The organism is Pseudarthrobacter sp. AL07 (assembly GCF_029960665.1).
In the GTDB taxonomy this organism is placed as follows: domain Bacteria; phylum Actinomycetota; class Actinomycetes; order Actinomycetales; family Micrococcaceae; genus Arthrobacter.
Map to the genome: position 1 here is coordinate 39,053 of NZ_JASBRB010000018.1, position 17,649 is coordinate 56,701.

The 17,649-nt window shown below is 62.6% G+C and carries 20 protein-coding genes; 9 read left to right on the forward strand and 11 right to left on the reverse strand.

Going from position 1 to position 17,649, the window contains the following annotated elements:
* Positions 1-830: 830 nt before the first annotated feature.
* Both QK290_RS13510 and QK290_RS13515 read right to left on the reverse strand, forming a co-directional pair.
* A complete protein-coding gene (locus QK290_RS13510) occupies positions 831-2,174 on the reverse strand; it encodes a ParB/RepB/Spo0J family partition protein (protein ID WP_282331166.1) in 1,344 nt (447 codons plus the stop codon).
* Positions 2,175-2,801: 627 nt separating this feature from the next.
* Positions 2,802-3,230: a hypothetical protein gene (locus tag QK290_RS13515; RefSeq protein ID WP_282331167.1), complete on the reverse strand. Its 429-nt coding sequence runs from the start codon at positions 3,228-3,230 to the stop codon at positions 2,802-2,804.
* A 415-nt stretch (positions 3,231-3,645) separates the two neighbouring features.
* On the opposite strand from QK290_RS13515, the gene QK290_RS13520 reads away from it, so the two are divergent.
* Positions 3,646-3,891 (forward strand): hypothetical protein, encoded by a 246-nt coding sequence (locus QK290_RS13520; RefSeq protein WP_282331168.1) that lies wholly within the window; start codon positions 3,646-3,648, stop codon positions 3,889-3,891.
* A gap of 85 nt (positions 3,892-3,976) precedes the next feature.
* On the opposite strand, the gene QK290_RS13525 is transcribed toward QK290_RS13520, so the two are convergent.
* Together QK290_RS13525 and QK290_RS13530 are read right to left on the reverse strand one after the other, a co-directional pair.
* Positions 3,977-4,126, reverse strand: a complete 150-nt coding sequence (locus QK290_RS13525) for a hypothetical protein (protein WP_282331169.1) — start codon at positions 4,124-4,126, stop codon at positions 3,977-3,979.
* Positions 4,127-4,319: 193 nt separating this feature from the next.
* Positions 4,320-5,165 (reverse strand): DUF4192 family protein, encoded by an 846-nt coding sequence (locus QK290_RS13530; RefSeq protein WP_282331170.1) that lies wholly within the window; start codon positions 5,163-5,165, stop codon positions 4,320-4,322.
* Between the two features lie 744 nt (positions 5,166-5,909).
* Here QK290_RS13530 and QK290_RS13535 point away from each other — a divergent pair.
* The 3 genes from QK290_RS13535 (at position 5,910) to QK290_RS13545 (ending at position 6,937) form a co-directional block, all read left to right on the forward strand.
* A complete protein-coding gene (locus tag QK290_RS13535; protein WP_282331171.1) occupies positions 5,910-6,242 on the forward strand; it encodes a hypothetical protein in 333 nt (110 codons plus the stop codon).
* Between the two features lie 19 nt (positions 6,243-6,261).
* A complete protein-coding gene (locus QK290_RS13540) occupies positions 6,262-6,537 on the forward strand; it encodes a hypothetical protein (RefSeq protein ID WP_282331185.1) in 276 nt (91 codons plus the stop codon).
* Positions 6,538-6,649: 112 nt separating this feature from the next.
* Positions 6,650-6,937 (forward strand): antitoxin Xre/MbcA/ParS toxin-binding domain-containing protein, encoded by a 288-nt coding sequence (locus tag QK290_RS13545; RefSeq protein ID WP_282331172.1) that lies wholly within the window; start codon positions 6,650-6,652, stop codon positions 6,935-6,937.
* A gap of 31 nt (positions 6,938-6,968) precedes the next feature.
* Here the strand turns inward: QK290_RS13545 and QK290_RS13550 are convergent, their stop codons facing one another.
* The 6 genes from QK290_RS13550 to QK290_RS13575 form a co-directional block, all read right to left on the reverse strand.
* Positions 6,969-8,039 (reverse strand): hypothetical protein, encoded by a 1,071-nt coding sequence (locus QK290_RS13550; RefSeq protein WP_282331173.1) that lies wholly within the window; start codon positions 8,037-8,039, stop codon positions 6,969-6,971.
* 515 nt (positions 8,040-8,554) lie between these two features.
* A complete protein-coding gene (locus QK290_RS13555) occupies positions 8,555-8,923 on the reverse strand; it encodes a hypothetical protein (protein WP_282331174.1) in 369 nt (122 codons plus the stop codon).
* Complete coding sequence (locus QK290_RS13560; protein ID WP_282331175.1) at positions 8,920-9,834, reverse strand: ParA family protein; 915 nt, start codon at positions 9,832-9,834, stop codon at positions 8,920-8,922. The genes QK290_RS13555 and QK290_RS13560 overlap by 4 nt, the downstream gene beginning before the upstream one ends.
* A gap of 257 nt (positions 9,835-10,091) precedes the next feature.
* Positions 10,092-11,747, reverse strand: coding sequence for a hypothetical protein (locus tag QK290_RS13565; RefSeq protein ID WP_282331176.1), 1,656 nt, complete (start codon positions 11,745-11,747; stop codon positions 10,092-10,094).
* Between the two features lie 327 nt (positions 11,748-12,074).
* Positions 12,075-12,302: a hypothetical protein gene (locus tag QK290_RS13570; protein WP_282331177.1), complete on the reverse strand. Its 228-nt coding sequence runs from the start codon at positions 12,300-12,302 to the stop codon at positions 12,075-12,077.
* A 278-nt stretch (positions 12,303-12,580) separates the two neighbouring features.
* Entirely contained in the window at positions 12,581-12,793 is a 213-nt protein-coding gene (locus QK290_RS13575) for a hypothetical protein (RefSeq protein ID WP_282331178.1), read from the reverse strand.
* A gap of 237 nt (positions 12,794-13,030) precedes the next feature.
* On the opposite strand from QK290_RS13575, the gene QK290_RS13580 reads away from it, so the two are divergent.
* Genes QK290_RS13580 through QK290_RS13590 form a run of 3 tightly spaced genes read left to right on the forward strand, consistent with a single transcriptional unit; the run spans position 13,031 to position 14,842 of the window.
* On the forward strand, positions 13,031-13,477 hold the full coding sequence (locus tag QK290_RS13580) for a hypothetical protein (RefSeq protein ID WP_282331179.1): 447 nt from the start codon (positions 13,031-13,033) through the stop codon (positions 13,475-13,477).
* The gene (locus QK290_RS13585) at positions 13,478-13,927 is read left to right on the forward strand and encodes a hypothetical protein (RefSeq protein ID WP_282331180.1); all 450 of its coding nucleotides are present in this window, start codon (positions 13,478-13,480) and stop codon (positions 13,925-13,927) included.
* 3 nt (positions 13,928-13,930) lie between these two features.
* Positions 13,931-14,842, forward strand: coding sequence for a hypothetical protein (locus QK290_RS13590; protein WP_282331181.1), 912 nt, complete (start codon positions 13,931-13,933; stop codon positions 14,840-14,842).
* Here the strand turns inward: QK290_RS13590 and QK290_RS13595 are convergent.
* A complete protein-coding gene (locus QK290_RS13595; RefSeq protein WP_282331182.1) occupies positions 14,839-15,912 on the reverse strand; it encodes an alpha/beta fold hydrolase in 1,074 nt (357 codons plus the stop codon). The two genes, QK290_RS13590 and QK290_RS13595, sit on opposite strands and share 4 nt — an antisense overlap.
* Positions 15,913-16,167: 255 nt before the next feature.
* Here QK290_RS13595 and QK290_RS13600 point away from each other — a divergent pair, with 255 nt between their 5' ends.
* Together QK290_RS13600 and QK290_RS13605 are read left to right on the forward strand one after the other, a co-directional pair.
* Positions 16,168-17,241 carry a CHAP domain-containing protein gene (locus tag QK290_RS13600; protein WP_282331183.1) on the forward strand — a complete coding sequence of 358 codons (1,074 nt, stop codon included), beginning with the start codon at positions 16,168-16,170 and terminating at the stop codon, positions 17,239-17,241.
* On the forward strand, positions 17,238-17,649 hold a 412-nt coding region (locus QK290_RS13605), incomplete at its 3' end, for a hypothetical protein (protein ID WP_282331184.1). The genes QK290_RS13600 and QK290_RS13605, both read left to right, overlap by 4 nt.

A 17,649-nucleotide genomic window follows, 5' to 3' on the forward strand; every position in this document is an offset into this window, starting at 1 on the left:
CGTATATCTGGACCTGATTGTCAAGAATTCTCAGACCGATCCGGCAACGGGAGAGCCGCGGTGGAGAGGCGCAATGACAGTCTTTGGTGCAGCAAAGTCCGGTCAGATACGACTAGCCGCATCCTCGCTCCTGGAAGCCGAAGTTACCTGCAACGGTCAGGCTAGGAGCGAATCCCCGCGGGTTCAGGAGTTGCTGAGAGGCTGGTTCCATTCAAAGTCGACTGCATGGACGGATGTGGATCGCTTCCTTGCACGCGACGCCGCACGTCTGGCCGACGAGTACAGCCCAAAGAGGCTGAATAAGGACAAGAGGTTCGCCTCAGCAGACGCTCTTCACCTCGCGGCTGCGGTCAGACTCCGTTGCGACTACTTCTTTTCCCACGATGGCGGGTTTCCGATTGGTCATACCGTCGGGGATGTTCAAGTTCAAACCCCAGACGTTGTGTGGCAGGAATCGCTATTCGATAGGCAGACATCCGCGTAACTCGCGGAATGTGCGAGTCAGAAGCGGTCAAGTTGGTTTTAAAGACGGCAGGGGCCGGCGTGCGCCGGCCCCTGCCTGGTTTCCCTCTGCAAAGGAAATATGTGGTTCAGCTTAGCTGAATGGTTTGTGGAGCTGCCGCGGGCCGGGGTACCTCGTTGTTCCTGGTCCCGCGGCTGGTACGTCCGCCGGTCGCGTTGTCGCGGTTAATGGCGGTCCGTCGCTGGTGAGTGGCTGCTGTGGTTCGCCCTGGGCGGCGGACCGCCCGACCTCTGGGAGGTTCCGGGCCCTCACGACGTGGGTGGCCGGGCGGCTGTATTGGGGGATCAGCCGCCCGGCTCACTTCAAATTATTTGCTATCGGCGGTGTGTTTGTCGAGGATGATTTTCTCCACGGCGCTTGCCGTGTACCCCCAGGCGGTGAGCTGGTTCAGGTAGTGGAAGTGCCGCTTTTCTGCGGACCGCCATGAGTCTTTCTGGATGGTCTTTTCATACCCTGCGCAGATCAGGGCGGTGAGGGAGAACTCGGGCCGGGCAGTGGTTTTGGCCGTGTGGTCCCGCAGGGGGTTCCAGCCCCACCGGTCGGTGTCCTCCCCGGTCTTGGCACCGATCATCTCGGTGGCGACCTTGCCGTCGTATCCGCTGGCGGTTTCGGGGTCGTGGGTGATGGCGTGGACGGTGAAGTACTGCCAGCCCTTCGGCGCTGTCTTGCGCGCCAGCAGGGCCTTCACAAAGTCACGCCTGACCTTCGTCGCGCTCTCCATCTCGCGGTTATTGGCTATCAGGTTCTTCCGTTCGGCTTTCTGTTCCTCGGTCATCGGGCCTTTCTGGGCCTGCGTGCCGCCGTCGTAGCGTTCGTACTTCGGGGTGAAGCTCAGGTCCTTCCAGCCGGTGATGACGGGCTGGGCGTTGTGCTGGCCCCGGTAGTCGGTGTTGATCAGGTAGGCGTTGGCGTCCTCCTCGGTGGCCGGTTCCCCGTCGGCCCGCTTCGCGGCCGAGACGTACAGGTTCTCTTCGTTGGAGTAGTGTCCGGCGTCCTCCACGATGGTCTTGCCCTCCGCCTCGAGCTCGGCGATGAGTGCGGTGAGGGCGGCGGCGCGGTCGCGGCGGTCCCGGAGCATCTGCGCGACGTGCAGGAGCTGATCTGGTTCGTCCGCGATGACGGACTCCAGTTCCTCGGTCGCGTTCTGGTTCCCTTCAAATTCGGTCATGATGAGCGCTTCATCGATGGTGTATCCCTTGCCCAGGGCGGCGGCTCCGGCCTTCGAGGCTTTGGCTTTCAGCGCCCCTTCCACGGTGGTTTTGGTCCGCCCGGTCTTCTTGGCGATCGCGGCGGCTGAAACACCGATCAGGGACAGCTGGTGGTAGGCGTCGGCTTCGTCCGCTTCGGTCAGTTCGGCGCGCTGGATGTTCTCCACAACCTGGGTAACGATGCGTTCGGCTTCCTCGGGGGACTCGATGATCATCACCGGGATGCTGGTGCGCCCGGCTTCAACAGCGGCGCGGGTGCGGCGCTGTCCCATCAGGACGTGCACCACGCCGTCGTCCTTGCGGTGGGCGATGACGGGTTCCATCACGCCGTGCTCTTTGATGCTGGCAATGAAAGCGGCGGTCAGGGCGGCGTCTTTGCGGACGTTGATGTCCACGGTCAGGGTGGCCGGGTCGAGCATTTCGAGGGTGGGTGTGGTGTTCATGGTGGTGCTCCTTTTGCAGAGGATTCCGGTGGGTGGGGCGGCTCAGGTGACCGACCAGCGTCCCCTCTCCCCCCGTTGTTTTTTGGTTGCTGGCAAGCTCGCTTGCTCGGCGGCCGACGGAGCCCTGTCTACCCGCAGGGCAAGGTGAAGGAAATTCCCGGAGGAAATCAGCGACGCAGGAGCGCCGGAGGGACATTTCCTGCACCGCAGGTCCCGACGAAGGAGGGGCTAGACGGGGTGGAGCGGACGCCTAGAATCCGAAGGACAGCAACCAAAAGACGTCGTAGACAAGACAGGGCCAGGGCGGCCCGGAGCCCTGCGACGGACAGCACTGGACCCAACAGCCGGCCGCGCCAGCGGACGCCCAAAAGGGTGCGAGCCCTGCGAGCATGCCCCTGGCCTCATCTCCCCTGGATCCGCCCATGCCGGCCCCGCTCTTAGCCTGGCCGGCCCGCTGGCTGTTCCACCGGCGGGCCTTCACCGAAATGGCGGTCCGCCGCCGGTGACCAGCGACGGCAGCCAACCACCGGCGGCGGACCGCCCGAATTTTTAGGCAGGTCCTGGTCCGTTGGTGAGGAGGGCGGACCTTGCCGGGCGGAATTCCGCCCGGCAAGGTCTCAAACCGGTTTAGGCGACGTTGGCCATGTACGGCATCCTGTACCGGCTGGGCAGTTCCGCGACGGCTTCGGGCAGGTCGTCCGGGCCATGGGCCTGGCCGTTCTTCCAGTGAAAGAACGCCTGCTCGGTGATCGCGTCCCATTGGCGGGCCTTGGTCCGGTAGAACGAGCAGCTCACGTCCCCCTCGCAGTAGGTGGCGACGCCGAACAGGTTCCCGATGCTGTCAGCGGTGCGGGTCGCGGCAACCATGACGTAGGGCCAGTTGCCAAGGTCCCAGCCGTCACTGCCCCAGCTGGGGATGACGGCCCAGCCGTGTTCGCCGATGAGTTCCATCCAGTCGTAGCCACCGTTCTCGTGGTAATCGCCCAGCACGGTCACGCCGTCGATGGTTTCCCCGGTGTCCTGGGCGGTCACCGTCTTGGTAGATATTGCGTTCATGGTGTTGCTCCTTTTGCAGAGGATTCCGGTGGGTGGGGCGGCTCAGGTGACCGACCAGCGTCCCCTCTCCCCCCGTTGTTTTTTGGTTGCTGGCAAGCTCGCTTGCTCGGCGGCCGACGGAGCCCTGTCTACCCGCAGGGCAAGGTGAAGGAAATTCCCGGAGGAAATCAGCGACGCAGGAGCGCCGGAGGGACATTTCCTGCACCGCAGGTCCCGACGAAGGAGGGGCTAGACGGGGTGGAGCGGACGCCTAGAATCCGAAGGACAGCAACCAAAAGACGTCGTAGACAAGACAGGGCCAGGGCGGCCCGGAGCCCTGCGACGGACAGCACTGGACCCAACAGCCGGCCGCGCCAGCGGACGCCCCAATGGGTGCGAGCCCTGCGAGCATGCCCTTCCTGAGTAGGGTGAGGGTATGACTGAGCCGGCTCCGCGTGATAACCGCCCGGGCCTCGCGGGGCACGGTGCCGGGCTGGATTCTCCGCGGGTCCTCCGGGTCCTGGCCGTGGTGTTCACAGTTGCCGCAGCGGGGGCGCTGGCGCTGGTGGTTCTCGATCTCTTCATCGCCCGGCCGGCTGCGGGCGATGTCTTCATCACCGTCCTTAATGCACTGGCGGCTTTCGTGTTGTGGCGCCGGGTGTTGGCACAAACCCGGGCATGAGGAAAGGCCGGCACTGAAGTGCCGGCCTTTCGCCGTTTCCCTCTGCAAAGGAAATTTGGGTGGGCAGCGTCTCGCTGCCTGGTAGTTAGAGGTTGTGGTGTTCCTGGGCCCAGCCGATATTCGCGGGCCCGGTTGGTTCGCCGGCGGTGAGCAGACGAATTTCGATGACGTCTTCAGCCAGGCTGGGCTCGGCTGGCGGCTTGTCGTCGTCGGTCAGGATGTATTCGGTTCCCATGCTCACGCTTCCCTGGTCGGTGCAGTGTTCCTGGGGTTCACTGTAGCCGTGGTTTCTACACACTTGCTGGGTTTCCTGGCTGCGCCCGCGCGAGCGTCCGGCGGCCGGCGGAGCGAAGCGGGGGAGGCCGCCCCGCCACCGACAAAAGGCCGGGCCGGGATCATTGGCTGATCCCGGGCCGGCCCTTGTCCGTTTAGTTGTTGTGGCGCTGGTAGGAGGTTTCCGGGTCGCGAGCGACGTCTGCAACTGAGCCGCGGTTGATCAGTTCCAGCAGCAGCCCTGCCAGCCGGAACCCGGGTGCGTCCGTGTCCGCGTGCTTGAGGTACCGGCCCGCCTGGGTGCCGTTGCCTTTGAGCCATTCCAGCCACCCCATCAGGGCCAGCATCGGTGCGCGCTGGCCTGCCGGGACTGCTTTCATCAGCTCGAAGGCGATGGCCTGGGCCCGGTCCACCCGGATCCAGTCGGGGCGTGCGGTGAAGGTCCCGAGGATGACGTCGGTGAAGTTGCCGTTCTGGGTGGTGATGGTCTCGCGGAACAGGAAGTCCCGGACCATCTTGTGCTGGAACGCTCCCGCGATGCTGCGGGCCGTGTCGCTGTCCGGGGTCCCGGTGCTGTCCAGCACGGCCGCCCACGCGGCGCAGGCTTCCTCAATGTCCTCTTCGGTGCCCTCTGGTGCTTGTACCGGCATGGCCCAGGCGCCCAGAAGTGCGGGGTTGTAGACGTCGATGTCCGTGGCGCTGCCGAAGAAGGTAAACGCCGCGTTGGCGTGGCTGTCGGTGATCTGCTCCAGCGGGTGCTCCTCGTCCGTGCCGAACTCCGTCCAGTGAGTGGAGGTCACGAGCCAGACGTTCCGCACGGGCATCCGGGCGGCGGCCAGCTCGGACACCAGCGCGGCGACGTGCGCGGCGTAGGGGTAGCTGTCCTGGTTCTCGTCGGTGTAGACGATGAGGTAGGACGCCGTGGCCTTGTCATCGTTGGCGGCGTGGCTGGTCAGCGTCTGCGCATAGTTGCCCGGCTCGACGTGTTCGGGTGCATCCACCCGCAACGTCGCGCCGAGGGCCCCGGCATTGGCGGTGAGAAACCACGAACGATTCCGAGGGCGTGATGCCCAGCAGGTGCGGGATGGTCGCCAGCAGGTCAGCGGGACCGGTGAGGTTGATCTTTTCATTCATGGTGGTGCTCCTTTTGCAGAGGATTCCGGTGGGTGGGGCGGCTCAGGTGACCGACCAGCGTCCCCTCTCCCCCCGTTGTTTTTTGGTTGCTGGCAAGCTCGCTTGCTCGGCGGCCGACGGAGCCCTGTCTACCCGCAGGGCAAGGGGGAGGAAATTCGCTCAAGGAAATCAGCGACGCAGGAGCGCCGGAGGGAAATTCCTGCACCGCAGGCCCCGGTGGAGCTTGCGGAACCGGGGTTAGACGGGGTGGAGCGGACGCCTAGAATCCGGAGGACAGCAACCAAAAAACGTCGAAGACGTAGACACGGGCCAGGGCGGGCCGGAGCCCTGCGACGGACAGCACTGGACCCCACAGCCGGCCGCGCCAGCGGACGCCCAAAAGGGTGCGATCCCTGCGAGCATGCCTTGAGCGTGTGGGCTCGATGCTTGGCGGATGCGTTGTTCGGGTTGTGCCCACTGTCGGGCAGGTGGAGCCCTCCGCACAGCTCAAAGCTGTCCCCATTGGGTACAACCCGTTCCTTGTCGGTGCCCTCCCCTATCCTGAACACCTGCGGCTGAAAGGCCGCATTTTAGTGGCGTGTTGATTCGAATATATGTTCTAAGGTTGTGTTATGGGACCGGAGCAAGCCAGCGCGTTGCAGGCGCAGTATGCACGGCGGGCCGGGCCGATTGGGCTGACGGTGGAAGAGCTCGATTTCGAGCACTTCCCGGCAAAGAACGGCTTCCCGGGGATCCCGGTGAAGGCGTGGATCAGGTTCCCGAACTGCGCGGAGCTGGTGGACGGCGAAGTGTTTGCCTGGACGACGAAGGCCGCGGAAGTGACGTGGAAGGACGGTCCTGTGACCTATCGGACCTGGGTGTGGAGTTCGGCGGTCACCCGCCGCGAAGAAATGATGAACAGGAATTTGGGAGAACGCGTAAACCGTGACAGCAACACTGAATGAAGCCACCCTGGACGTTCCAGTGGACGTCCGGTTCACCGCGACCGGCGCTCCCCTGGCCGTGCGGTTTGATGGTCGCGTGTGGGCCGTGGCAGCCGATCCTGTTCACTGGTTCACCAGGGACTCCTGGTGGGACACCCGGCGATCCGTGCCGGTGGGCATCGGGAACGTGGTGGACATCGAACATTGGAGGGTGCAGGTCCGACTCAGCTCGAGTGCGGCGCTGCGGACCTTTGAGCTACGCCTCGACCCGCTATCGGAGCAGTGGCTGATGGAGTCCATCGATGACGGCTCCTGAATACCGGCCCCCAAGGAGACCCGGACCGATAAGCGATCAGGCCTGGGAGGCGATCAGGGCGGAGTTCACCCTACCTTCCCTAGCCCAGGTCCGCCGCCGGTTTGCTGAGCTCATGGAAGACCCTGAACCGGTGATGCGGCAGCTTGTCCGCATCTTCATCGACGACGACACCTACTGTCCGGGGTTCCAGTTCCTCGCCGGCGGCCAGCTCGAACCGACCGTCGTGGACCTTTTCCATCAGGCGATGGAACTGAAAATCCCTCACAACTACTTCACGGTCTGGATGATCACACCGTCCCGGGAACTCGGTGGAGCCCGCCCCGTGGACGTCCTCACGGAAAGCCGCGCCCCTTTGCGGCGAGCCTTGGAAGCCCTAGGCCGGGCGGTAGGCGCCAACTAGGTTCCCTGGCGGCGGACCCCTGTAGTTGCTGCTATTGCTCTCCACCGGCTCGTGGGCGGCGCTCCTTGGTCTTCGCCTCGCGGGCTTGGGTTAGTTCGGCGCGCAGTTGGTCGATTTGGCGGCTGTAGGTGTCGTGAAGGTCTTTGACACGTTGTTCACCATGGATGCGCTCACGCTCGACGTCGGCCCTGGCCGCTTCACGCTCCGCCGTCAGTGTCGCCACGGTGCTGCGCATATCGGCACCCGCCTCGCGGGCGGCCTCAAGGTCGGCACGGACTGCCGCCAGCTGACCCCGCGTCTCTTCGGCCGCGGACTCCTCGCGGTCAGCGCGCGCCGTCTCCGCCTCAACGCGACTCTCGGCCACTCCTGTGCGCCGCTCTGCCGCAACCCGCGCCCGCGCCTCGGTCCCGGCCCGTTCGGCGGCAGCGTCGCGTTCCTGTTCAGCCAACGTCAGTTGCACACGGATCGCTTCAGCGTCGGCCCGCAGGCCGGCACTCTCGGCTTGCGCCAATTCCCGTTCGTTAGCGGCCGAGGCATGGGCCTGCGCGAGTTCCCCGGTGAGTTGCTTAGCCCGGACCAGGGCGGCATCCAACTCCTCCCGGGCGCCTGACAACTCCCGGGCGAGTTCCTCACCCGTCCGCGTTGCTTCTTCAGCTGCCGCATCGGCCTCGGCCTTCTCGGCCTCAGCCCGGCGCTGAGCCTGCTCGGCACGGGTGGCCCGCGCGTTCGCGCCCGCAACCTGCTCGGCGGCCTCGCTGGCTACCGACTCAATCTGAGCTTCCGCCGCCTCGGGATCACCCACGGTGCGCAGTTCTTCAACAAGTACAGCGAGTTGCTGGCCCAGGTGCTCTATCATCCCGCTCACCTGGCCCGTGATCTCACTGGCCCGCTGACGGGCGGAATCAACAGGGCGGGCCTCCGCGCCCCGGGCGGCGTCCTCGCTGGGGCGCTGCCGTGCCCGCCACGCCGACGCGCGCGTATGGGTCGGGTCATCACAGTACTCCGGCGGACGTCCGGTGCCGGCCTCACCAGCCATGGCTGGGCGCTGACAACCCGGGAAACGACAAATGCGCTGCTCCACGCCCAAAATATTTTCGCTCATGCTGTCATAATATCTTCTTTCGTCACTTTATAAAAGACGTAACGTAACGAAATATGAAACTGACGAAAGACAGAACGTAATCGCGTTCCAGGTGCTCCCCTAGCTGCGAGTCGTTCCCTGTCCCCTGCGGGCCACCAAGCCGTGTCGCGCCGTGCGCCCATGGACGCCACAATGGGGGCAGCCATCCCGTCTCAAGAATCGATCGCCTCCGCGGCCCCTCTGCGAGTCGGGCCGGCACGAGTGCTCGGATGAGCCGGGATGAAACCCGGAGGATCCGGGACTGGGCCAACGCCAATGGGTACACCCCCGAGTTTGACGTTCAGGTGGCGTATGTCTTGGCTAGGTCAATCGGCCACTATTGCCCGGAACAGGCTCCGTAGTTCACCTTCCAGTGAGGTTCCACGTCCTCCGCTCTGGGGAAGGACGGCCCGTGTAGGGCGGCGGACCGCCCGACATTCCATGGTTCCTGGCCTTACTTGTGGTGAATGGCCAGGTGCCTTGCCGGGCGGTGCTGTTCAGCTGTCCTTGAGCCGTCGTCCCCCGGGAAGATTCTCGCCCCAGGATGGGTACATCTCGCCTTTGTTGTGTTCGGTTTCGCGTCGGGCGGTTTCCGCTTCGATGGCCTTCGCCACGAAGTGGCTCCAGGTGTTATCCCCTTCGGCGTAGCTGGTCGCCCGGTATGCGGCCCGCGCCCGGTTGCGGAGCGCGGCTGGAATGCTCACGGTCATGTTCGCTGTTTCGGTGTCCTTTGGTTCTGCCTGCTTCGGCGTCTCGGGCCGGTGTCCGGGGAGCATCCGCGCCAGCGGCGCCTCTGCGGCCGGCGCGACAATTCTTCGCGGGGGCAGCCCGAGTGCGGGCCGGCTGGGTGTCGGTTCGGCGCTCACGCGTTGACCTCCTGGGATTCTGCGACGGCGATGCGTCGGGTCACTTCCATGGCAACTGCGTGGAGGTCTTCGGCCACGCTGGAAGCCGACTTCGGTCCTGCATTTCCGGCCTTCGCTTCACCGCGAAGGACCTCCCACCACTTTGGTCCTTTACTGAGCTCCCGCTCGAGCTCGTGGGCCAGCAGTCCCCGCTCCCTGCATGCCTGAGCGGTTGCCTCTGCGTGGCGTATGGTCATCGGGAACAGCACTTCGTCTGTCCCAAAATCGGCTGTGAGGTGGTCTCGGGTGACCTTGTGGACCTGTTTGGAATTTGTACCGGTGCCCACCAGTACGACGCCCAAAAGATCCAGCGACGGGTTGAGTCCGACGACGCTGTCCATACGCGCTGCGACCGCGGCGACACCCTTACGGCTAGACATATCTGTCTTCAGCGGCACTACGGCGTACCTAGCGGCTGCGACCGCTGCCGCCTGCAGCGGCTCATTCCCTGGAGGACAGTCGAGCAGGACCAGGTCATACTCCCCCGCGACACTCGCAAGCAGTTTGGCCAGCGCCAGCTGTGCAGCGTCGCGGTCTTTCTGGGCCTTGGCTCCGAGGAATGCGGCGGCATCGTCGAGGTGGGGACCTCCGGCAATCACGTCCAAGTTGGAACGAACGCCCAGCATCAGGTCAGGCTCTCCCCCGAAGCACAGCGAAGCCGCCAGGCTCCTCCCACCGTCACCCTGGTCGGCATAGCCAAGGTCCTCAGCGAGGTTGCCCTGAGGATCAAGGTCCACGAGGAGCACACGCGATCCGCCCTCTGCGAGGAGTCCGCCGACGTTGGCCACCAGGCTGGTCTTGAAGACTCCGCCTTTTCCGTTGATTACCGCGATAACACGGCTAAGGGCGCCGCGGTCCAGATCGAGTTTCATCAAGTTCCTTTCCAAAGTGATTCCAGCGTAGCCAGCAACCCTGGTTTTGCTTGTAAAGCTGGATTCCGTGTCTTCTCTTTTTTCACTTGTGAAGCAAGTAAAACCAGTGAACACAGTAAACCCGTCGAAACCGGCGAACATGGTATTTACGAGTTCACCATGTTTACTTTTTTCACTTGTGAAGCAAGTAAAACCAGTGAACACAGTAAATCCAGCACGTACGCAGAGCTCGACGCCCCCGGCCGAGCTCTGGTGGCTCAAGCTACTTCCCAAACGTACCTCGCGGCGTCACCGTCAGGGGGAAGCCAGTGGTCCTCGCGTTCTGTGTCATACATGGCTGTTTCGGTGATGGCCTGGTCGAGGAAACGGTCCAGGTAGGCATGCCAGGCGGCACGCTGGTGCCTGTAAAGGCGGATTTGGGCCTGGACATCGTCCATTACGCCCAGGCGCACGGCTAGTTGGCCAAGATTGGTTGTGGCCGTCAGGCGCCACTGGCGGCCATCGCGGTGGATCATCCTCAGCGCGCTCATTTCTGCCAGCGCATTTTCTACTGCTGAGCGGCTGATGCCTGTTGCCCTGATGATGTCCGCGCTAGTGGGGGAGCGGCGGCCGCGTTCGATTGCCTCGTAGACCAGTGCAGCGGGTGCTCCCAGGGCGCGGAAAACGTTGCGGATTCCGTAAATCTTGCCTTTGCGCCAGCTCAGTTCACGAGCGAGCTGCTGGTGGTGGGCCGGCAGCTGAATCAGGTACACGTCGGCCGAACGCCGGCGGGCATCCGCTACCTTCGTGATAATCCCGTCGGAAACCTCAACCAGCCGCGGCAGCAGTCGCGCAATCGTGGCGTGGTGTTTTCCCAGGGCTGTAGCCAGCGTGCGGCACCCAACGTCCAACAGATCCGTTTCCTTGGCCCTCATGTAGCCCAAGAGTGAACGGAACAGGAACCGGAGTCCCAGAGACTCTCTACCCAGGTTCATCATGCGGTGGTCGAGGACCGCGTAAAGAATATTCTCAAGGTCGTTCACAAGCTGGTGCATGCCGGCTTTGCTGGCCGAGCCAGCTGCCCCCCCTGTGGGTACTGGCCGGCTTGTGTCGTTAATAAACGCATTCCTTCTCCCTGCCGACGGGGGAGCGTCTTTTTGAGTCCACGCAACGGCGTTGGCCCATTCGGTTTCCAATAGCCGGCCCTGTTTCGCGTCGCTGCCGTACAGTGCGGCCAGCCCGGGGAACTGCCCTGTGATGCCGGCGCGGACCTGGTCGAGGGTCCACCGGCAGGCAGAGAAATGGTTCAGGACGGCCATGCGGGCTTCTGACGGGCTCTTATACCGAGCGGTGTCGTAAAGACCTGTGCGGGCGATCCTGCGGAGAGGGGATTCGCTCCCGCCGGCGAGGGGAAGCTGGGCGGCCGTCGGGCGCGGGAGGTTGGCTACTTTGGATTGCCGTGCTTTCTGCTCGCGGTTGCGGCTCAGTTCCGGGGCAAGGGCGGACCACAGGGCGGCGACGGCCGTCTGTGGGTTGCGGCGTCTGAGAGCGTCGTATGCTGCCGAGAGGGGAGTGAGCAGGATCTGGTAGCCGCCGCGCTTGTGTGCGGATCCTGGGACACGGATACACCCGTCGGTGACGTTCTGGTGCGGGCTGGGATCAAGGCTGGCAGCCGTCAGGGCGAGGGCTTCCACCAAGTCGCGGGCCTCGGCCGCCCCTAGCCGTTCCTGGAGAGGGATATACATGTGGCGGCCGCCGCTGGGGGAGAAGTCCTCCACCCAGCGCAGGCCGCAACCAGTCAGGAGCTCCCGGATGCGGGCGGCATCCTCGTCCAGGACGCCCTTGTGCGCCTTGGAGGTGTCGAGGTCAAGGCATAGGGTGGCTACGCTGCCATCCATTCCGTGGACCATGACAGCTGCCGGCCGCGTAGGCACGGTCGTTGTGATCCTGGGCGCGGTTTTGGGGCGGGGGTACTGGAAGCGGTCACCTATCCACCTGCCCAGCCGGTATGTCGGCTGCCCGGCGATGAGCGGAGCGAGGATCCACGACTGCTCCGGTGTGACTTGACAGCCGACACTCGGTAAAGCGTGCATTGACTCGGAATCGGGTTCAGGTACGATGAGACCAGTTCCTCTCCACTGGATGGGTACGACAAGATCCACCCATTGGGTGGGTGTTGGAAATGTTCAGATCGGTATCCGCCAAGATTTGGATCTGAACGAGAAACTTGCGACGGCCCGCGAAAGCGGGCCGTCTTTCGTTTAAGAGGCCATGCGACTGATAGGCAGAGCCTCCTGGTTTGCGTCGTCAAGCTTGTTGGGCAGACCGTTGTCACGGTCAATGAGCGCACCCAGATAGTCGCTCAGGGAAAGCCCATGCTGCTGTGCGGCTTCGTGGGCGCGCTTGTGCTGATCGGGATAGATGCGTCCCCGCAGGGCTACTCGATTGCCGTCTAGCTTCGGCGTGGCGTACGGGCTGTATGCGCTCATATCCTCATCCTTCACTTAATTTCCCCCCGATACCGGTACCGCCGCTCGGCGTGTCGCCGCCGACCTAGTCCAATCGCTGGCCTGCAGGCCAGCGATTGCCTCACGAACCTTGTTCTCGTTGAGGGAGTATCGGGGCGCACGGCCACGGCGTTCACCTAATGGAACGTCGCCCGCAATGACTCCCAGTCCCTGTTCCAGATACTTCAGCGTCCTGGCGGTTTTGATAAACGAAACCCTGCACGCGGTGGCGGTGTGTCGCTCTTTGCCTTTTTGGTGTTCTAAGACTTTTCGATAGGCAATGCCCCCTGTTGCATCCCATCAAGCTTGTTGGGACGCCCTTCTGCGCGGTCTATCAAAGCACCAACATACTCACCGAAGGACATGTTGTACCGCTGCGTCGCCTTCCAGGCGGTGTAATGCTGATCTGGGAGCACAAGACAGTTCAGTGGTGCCTTCTTACCGATCAGCTTGGGTGGACGGTATTCCTCCATGTCATCACCCTCACTTAGGTTTGGGAGAACCTGTAGATATACAGGTCCTGTCGCGGTGGCACCCATTGCTTCTTCAAAAGACCAAGCAAACGACAGACTACATACATGCTCCGCACATGCACAACTCACTGCCTGCACGCTGCGGTAGGCATCGGGTAACATTTCTTGTGGCAGCTGCCCGCCCGCCCTGTGTGGCGGTCTACACAAGTGGCTGAGCTTGGCTAAGGAGCTGTATAGATGGCAGATGGGGGCCGCAGCGTGTTTCTTACGCAGCAACAGAAGAAAGAGCGGCTAGCGGATCGCATGGGCATCCTGGTGGATATCTGGGAGGCAGATAACAACACTGCGCTCATTTACCCTCATGTCGAAGAAGCACTTTCCGCCCACGGGATCCACCTGTCGCGGACACGGTGGTCCTACTTGATCAATGGCACTGGCAGCCTGGTGACGGATCAAGAACTGCTGAAGGGCATAGCAGAGTTCGTTTTTGCCGTACCAGCCAGTTATCTGTGTGATCTCAACAGCGAGACTCCTCCCGAGGTAGAAGCGCGCATGGAATTCCTTGTGCAGATGCGGAAGCTCAAGGTGAAGAACTTTGCCGCGAGAAACCTCGGGGCCACCTCGCCAGAAACACTGAGGACGATCACCAGGATCATCGATGCATCGATGAAAGGCGACGAGTGAATGGCTCTCCCGCCGGTCCCGGAAAAGGTCCGGGAGTTATGCGGAGACGGCACGACGTCGATGAAGGAAGTTATCGACCGCTTGACCGTGATCTGTGAGAAGCCGATCAATCTGATCGAGTACAAGGAGTCCTGGGGTGCGCTGACGGCCTTCAAAGCCGAATTTGAAGATCGCATAAACGTCTATTTCCCCCCGCAGAAGTCGCGGCATTACAAACTTCACTGCATCTATCACGAGCTCGGACACATCTACTTGGAGAGCTTTCGGATTCCCCTGGCTCTGCCGGATCTCTCTGAAGAGATGCTGAGGGAAACCGCGGACGCAATTAGCGTTACCTGCCGGTCCGTTCCGAATCATCCTGTCGAACGGTGGGTGGAGGATTTCGCTTTCGAGATGTCGAAGAAGACCCGTGCACGCAGCTCGTCCGATCCTGATCCTTTCCTTAGCTAGACCATGAAACTTTTGCTCTTTGCGCTGCTAAGTGCCCTGTGCCTCCTTCGGATCCCCTCGGTGGCGAAGGTGACGGAATCCCGGGCGTCGTGGCTGGCATCGATGTTCGGCCTGACGGCGCTCTATATCCTGGGGACGGTTACACCGCTCGAGGTTATCGACAGCTACCTCGGTGGCATCAACGTGACGAACCTGCTTCAAGCCATCTTCGCGCTACTGGCGATCTTCTTTTTCAACGACAGCGTGCGGCGGTTAGCGAACGTACCAGTCAGATGGACTTACTACGCCCCGTTGCTGAGCATTCCCATCATGATTGTCAGCTTCGCCCTTATTGAGGACAAAGCTCCAACAGCTGCGGACTTCATTGATTCCCGCATGGACCAGCTCGCAACTGCCACGTACAGCGGCACGTACATGCTCGCGTTGTTGTTCACCGTGCTCAGGATCATCTACATGCTTCGGCACAAGGCGAGGGGCCCGTATGCAACATTCTCAGCGGGTCTACTCGTGGTTGCGGCGGCTTGTTCGTGCCACATTACGTACGTGGTGCTGTTCCATTTCTCGCCCTGGGACGCCTTCGCCCAAGCGATCGGATCCTGGTTTGACCGCCTTTTCTATTTAGGCCTCTCGGTGACGGCTGCGGGCTGGCTGATTCTTTTCCTGTCGAAGCAGCTCCCGAAATTGCGGCTCTGGATGATCGATGCACTCTGGCTTACTGCGTTGAGGATCCGGATAAATGCAGATCAATCCCGAGTCAGCCCGGCGTGGGACCTTTTCAATGAAACGCTCGAAAACGGGGTCTACAAAAGCCTCATCGTTCTGCACAACTACCAGCGGGGGAACATGACGATGTTCCCGGAATCTGTTCAGGGCAGAATCAGCCAAATTGAGGCCAAGCTAGACGCACAGACCTAGCCCTGCTCAGCCAAAATCGTCTTGCTGACCCAAGCCGTCAGTTCGTTGGAGAAGGTACAAGGCGAGGCATTCCACTCCTGGGTATGATGCGCCTCAGGTAGGGGAATCAGGGTGACGGTGTCAGGATTCGCGCGTTGGAACGCCGCCGAGATCTCCCAGGGAACCTCTTGATCCGTGTAGGAGTGCAGGACCAGCGTCGGGACTGACACCCTGTTAGGTACATCGACCCATTCAAGTGCATCGAAATCAATCGGTTCCTCCAACCCGAGCATCCTCGCGAACGGGGGAGCCTGCAACAGGCACATGACAAGGCCGGCACCAATCGCCGGCATGCCAGCCCGCACCGCCCCCGCCGTGATGGTCTTGCGCCAGCTCGTGACCGGACCTACCAGGACGACTCCGACGATCCGGTCCCGATGGGCGCTGCGCTCCGCTGTCAGCAGCGCAATGGTCCCACCCATTGACCAGCCCGAGAGGATGATCCGCCTGGCTCCACGAGCGACGGCGTAGGACACAGCGCTTTCCACATCACGCCACTCCGTTTGCCCAAGGTGGCTCGATTCGGCCTGTGGTGGGCTGACCTCCAGGTCGCTGCGAAATGTGGGGACCAAAGAGGTGAATCCAAAAGAACTGAACGCGTGGACGTCCCGAAACATGATCGAGCGGTCTGTCCAGCTGCCATGAATATGGATTACCCATACGTCCGTGTTCTCAGCTTCAAATAGCCATGCAGGGGCAGCACCGTAGGCGGTGGGGACGTGCACCTCTTCGAACCGTCCGGCCACCGCGGACGGTTCGAAAAACACGTCCGGAGTCCAATCGACGATTGGCCCCAGACGTCCCGGCGCGGACCCAAGAGGATCAATCCGCCGTTCTACGTACTTTTGATCCTCATTGATCAGCGTGACCTCGCCGACTCTCGTGTACTTCTCTGTCGCGGGGTCGAACACGCCAAAGTCGCCCGGGGCTTTGGTGTAGTCGTCCAAATCGATACGGACTCTGCGGCCATCATCTGTCAGTTCGGCACGACGGTAGTCCCTTGGTCCACGTTTAACGATCTTGCGTGCCATGACAACCGCGAATCCAGATAGTGCGGCCGCCGGTACAAGGAACGCGAGGCAGACCAGGCCGCGCCGTGTCGTCAGCATCAGGTCTCACCCTCCAGCGCCGAGCCAGGAAGAGGAACGGAACCCAATCATCGTATCGTCGCCTCAGTCCCTGATATATGAACAATTCATGCCAACTACAGGCGTTGCACATGTTCACTACAGGCGTGTACTCTTTTGGTTGAGCCAGTCGACGTCCAAGGGGGAGGGACGAATCTAATGCAGCGCAAATCGCTTGGCGCCATCATTGCCATCTCCGGGCTGTTCTTCGGACTGATCTTCTCCATGCTCCTGCTTCTCGCCCCCGCGAAGCAGGCTGCCGCCACCTGCGGTCCGGCCGTCTCTGTTGTCATCGACGCTGACACCAAGGTTGAGGGCTACACCGAGGAACAGTTGAAGAACGCCGCGTCGATCATGGGCGCAGGTAAGGCACTGGACCTGTCCGTGAAGGGCCAGATGATCAGCGTCATGGTCTCCCTGGGGGAGTCAGGGTTGCGTGTGCTGGACCACGGCGACGGACCCGGCCCTGATTCCCGGGGGTTGTTCCAGCAGCGCGACAACGGCGCGTGGGGCTCCTACGCAGACCGCATGGACCCCACCACCAGCGCCACAAACTTCATCAAGGCTTTGAAGGCTGTTCCGGGTTGGGAGCTGTTGGAACCGACCATTGCCGGCAACAAGGTGCAGCGCAACGCCGACCCGTACCACTACCAGAAGTACTGGCCCGAGGCCGTCAAGCTCGTTCAGGCCCTCTCGGATGGGAAGTTCACGCTGGAAGGCAGCGACTGCGCCGTCCCGGGGCAGTCCGGCACCGGGGATGACTACCCGTGGAAAGACGCCTCCACCTGGTTGCAGGTCGGTGCGAATGCGGCCAGCACCTCGCCGCTGGGCATGTATAACCGCGAGTGTGTGGACTTCGCCCTGTGGCGGGTGAACCAGCAGATGGGTTCCACCAGCGCACCCTTCAAGTTCCTCAACGGCACTTTCCGCCCGGACGGTCAGGGCCTCGGTTCAGCCCTTACCTGGAAGGCCGGCTGGGACGCCAAAGGCTGGCCCACCGGTAACACGCCCCGGGTCGGCGCGGTCGTCTGGTATGCACCTGGTGCCGGGGGAGCGGACCCGAACTTCGGCCACGTCGCCGTGGTCAAGGACATCAAGGACGACGGGACCTACGTCGAAGAGGGATACAACGGCAACCCTCCCCCGGATGACCACAACTACTACACCCGGACAGTCAGCAGCAATGTCCCCTCAGCCTTTCTGTACCTGCCCACCCAAGAGGAGAAGAAGTGAAAAAGCCCCTGTCCCTCATCGCAGCGGTCCTGCTCTGCGCTGCGTGCGCACCAGCAGCGAACACGACGCCGGCAGAACCAACCAGCACCACGCCCACGGCGTCCGCGCCCGTCTCACTGAGCGCCAACAGCGGCCCGCAGGCACCCGGCGGCACAGTCCCGGCAACGAGTGGCATCTCCTGGGATCAGGCCAGCAAGGATCAGGCGGTGGACGTCGCCCAGAAGTCGACGGCGGACTTCGCCCGCCCGTCTGTGGAGGAACAGCAGTGGGCCAACGATCTTGCCCGCTGGCTCACCCCGCAGGCCACCGCCGACTACTCGGCCGTGGAACCAGCGAACATCCCCGCCACCCGTGTCACCGGTCCGGCCACGCTGAGCGTCGATGAAGCCAACGGCTACGGCGTCACGG

Excerpts from the sequence above, each read along its gene's own strand:
- QK290_RS13510 (WP_282331166.1), bottom strand. The coding sequence starts at position 2,174 with ATGAACACCACACCCACCCTCGAAATGCTCGACCCGGCCACCCTGACC.
- QK290_RS13515 (WP_282331167.1), bottom strand. The coding sequence starts at position 3,230 with ATGAACGCAATATCTACCAAGACGGTGACCGCCCAGGACACCGGGGAA.
- QK290_RS13520 (WP_282331168.1), top strand. The coding sequence starts at position 3,646 with ATGACTGAGCCGGCTCCGCGTGATAACCGCCCGGGCCTCGCGGGGCAC.
- QK290_RS13525 (WP_282331169.1), bottom strand. The coding sequence starts at position 4,126 with ATGGGAACCGAATACATCCTGACCGACGACGACAAGCCGCCAGCCGAG.
- QK290_RS13535 (WP_282331171.1), top strand. The coding sequence starts at position 5,910 with ATGGGACCGGAGCAAGCCAGCGCGTTGCAGGCGCAGTATGCACGGCGG.
- QK290_RS13545 (WP_282331172.1), top strand. The coding sequence starts at position 6,650 with ATGGAAGACCCTGAACCGGTGATGCGGCAGCTTGTCCGCATCTTCATC.
- QK290_RS13550 (WP_282331173.1), bottom strand. The coding sequence starts at position 8,039 with ATGAGCGAAAATATTTTGGGCGTGGAGCAGCGCATTTGTCGTTTCCCG.
- QK290_RS13560 (WP_282331175.1), bottom strand. The coding sequence starts at position 9,834 with ATGAAACTCGATCTGGACCGCGGCGCCCTTAGCCGTGTTATCGCGGTA.
- QK290_RS13570 (WP_282331177.1), bottom strand. The coding sequence starts at position 12,302 with ATGAGCGCATACAGCCCGTACGCCACGCCGAAGCTAGACGGCAATCGA.
- QK290_RS13575 (WP_282331178.1), bottom strand. The coding sequence starts at position 12,793 with ATGGAGGAATACCGTCCACCCAAGCTGATCGGTAAGAAGGCACCACTG.
- QK290_RS13580 (WP_282331179.1), top strand. The coding sequence starts at position 13,031 with ATGGCAGATGGGGGCCGCAGCGTGTTTCTTACGCAGCAACAGAAGAAA.
- QK290_RS13585 (WP_282331180.1), top strand. The coding sequence starts at position 13,478 with ATGGCTCTCCCGCCGGTCCCGGAAAAGGTCCGGGAGTTATGCGGAGAC.
- QK290_RS13590 (WP_282331181.1), top strand. The coding sequence starts at position 13,931 with ATGAAACTTTTGCTCTTTGCGCTGCTAAGTGCCCTGTGCCTCCTTCGG.
- QK290_RS13595 (WP_282331182.1), bottom strand. The coding sequence starts at position 15,912 with ATGGCACGCAAGATCGTTAAACGTGGACCAAGGGACTACCGTCGTGCC.
- QK290_RS13600 (WP_282331183.1), top strand. The coding sequence starts at position 16,168 with ATGCAGCGCAAATCGCTTGGCGCCATCATTGCCATCTCCGGGCTGTTC.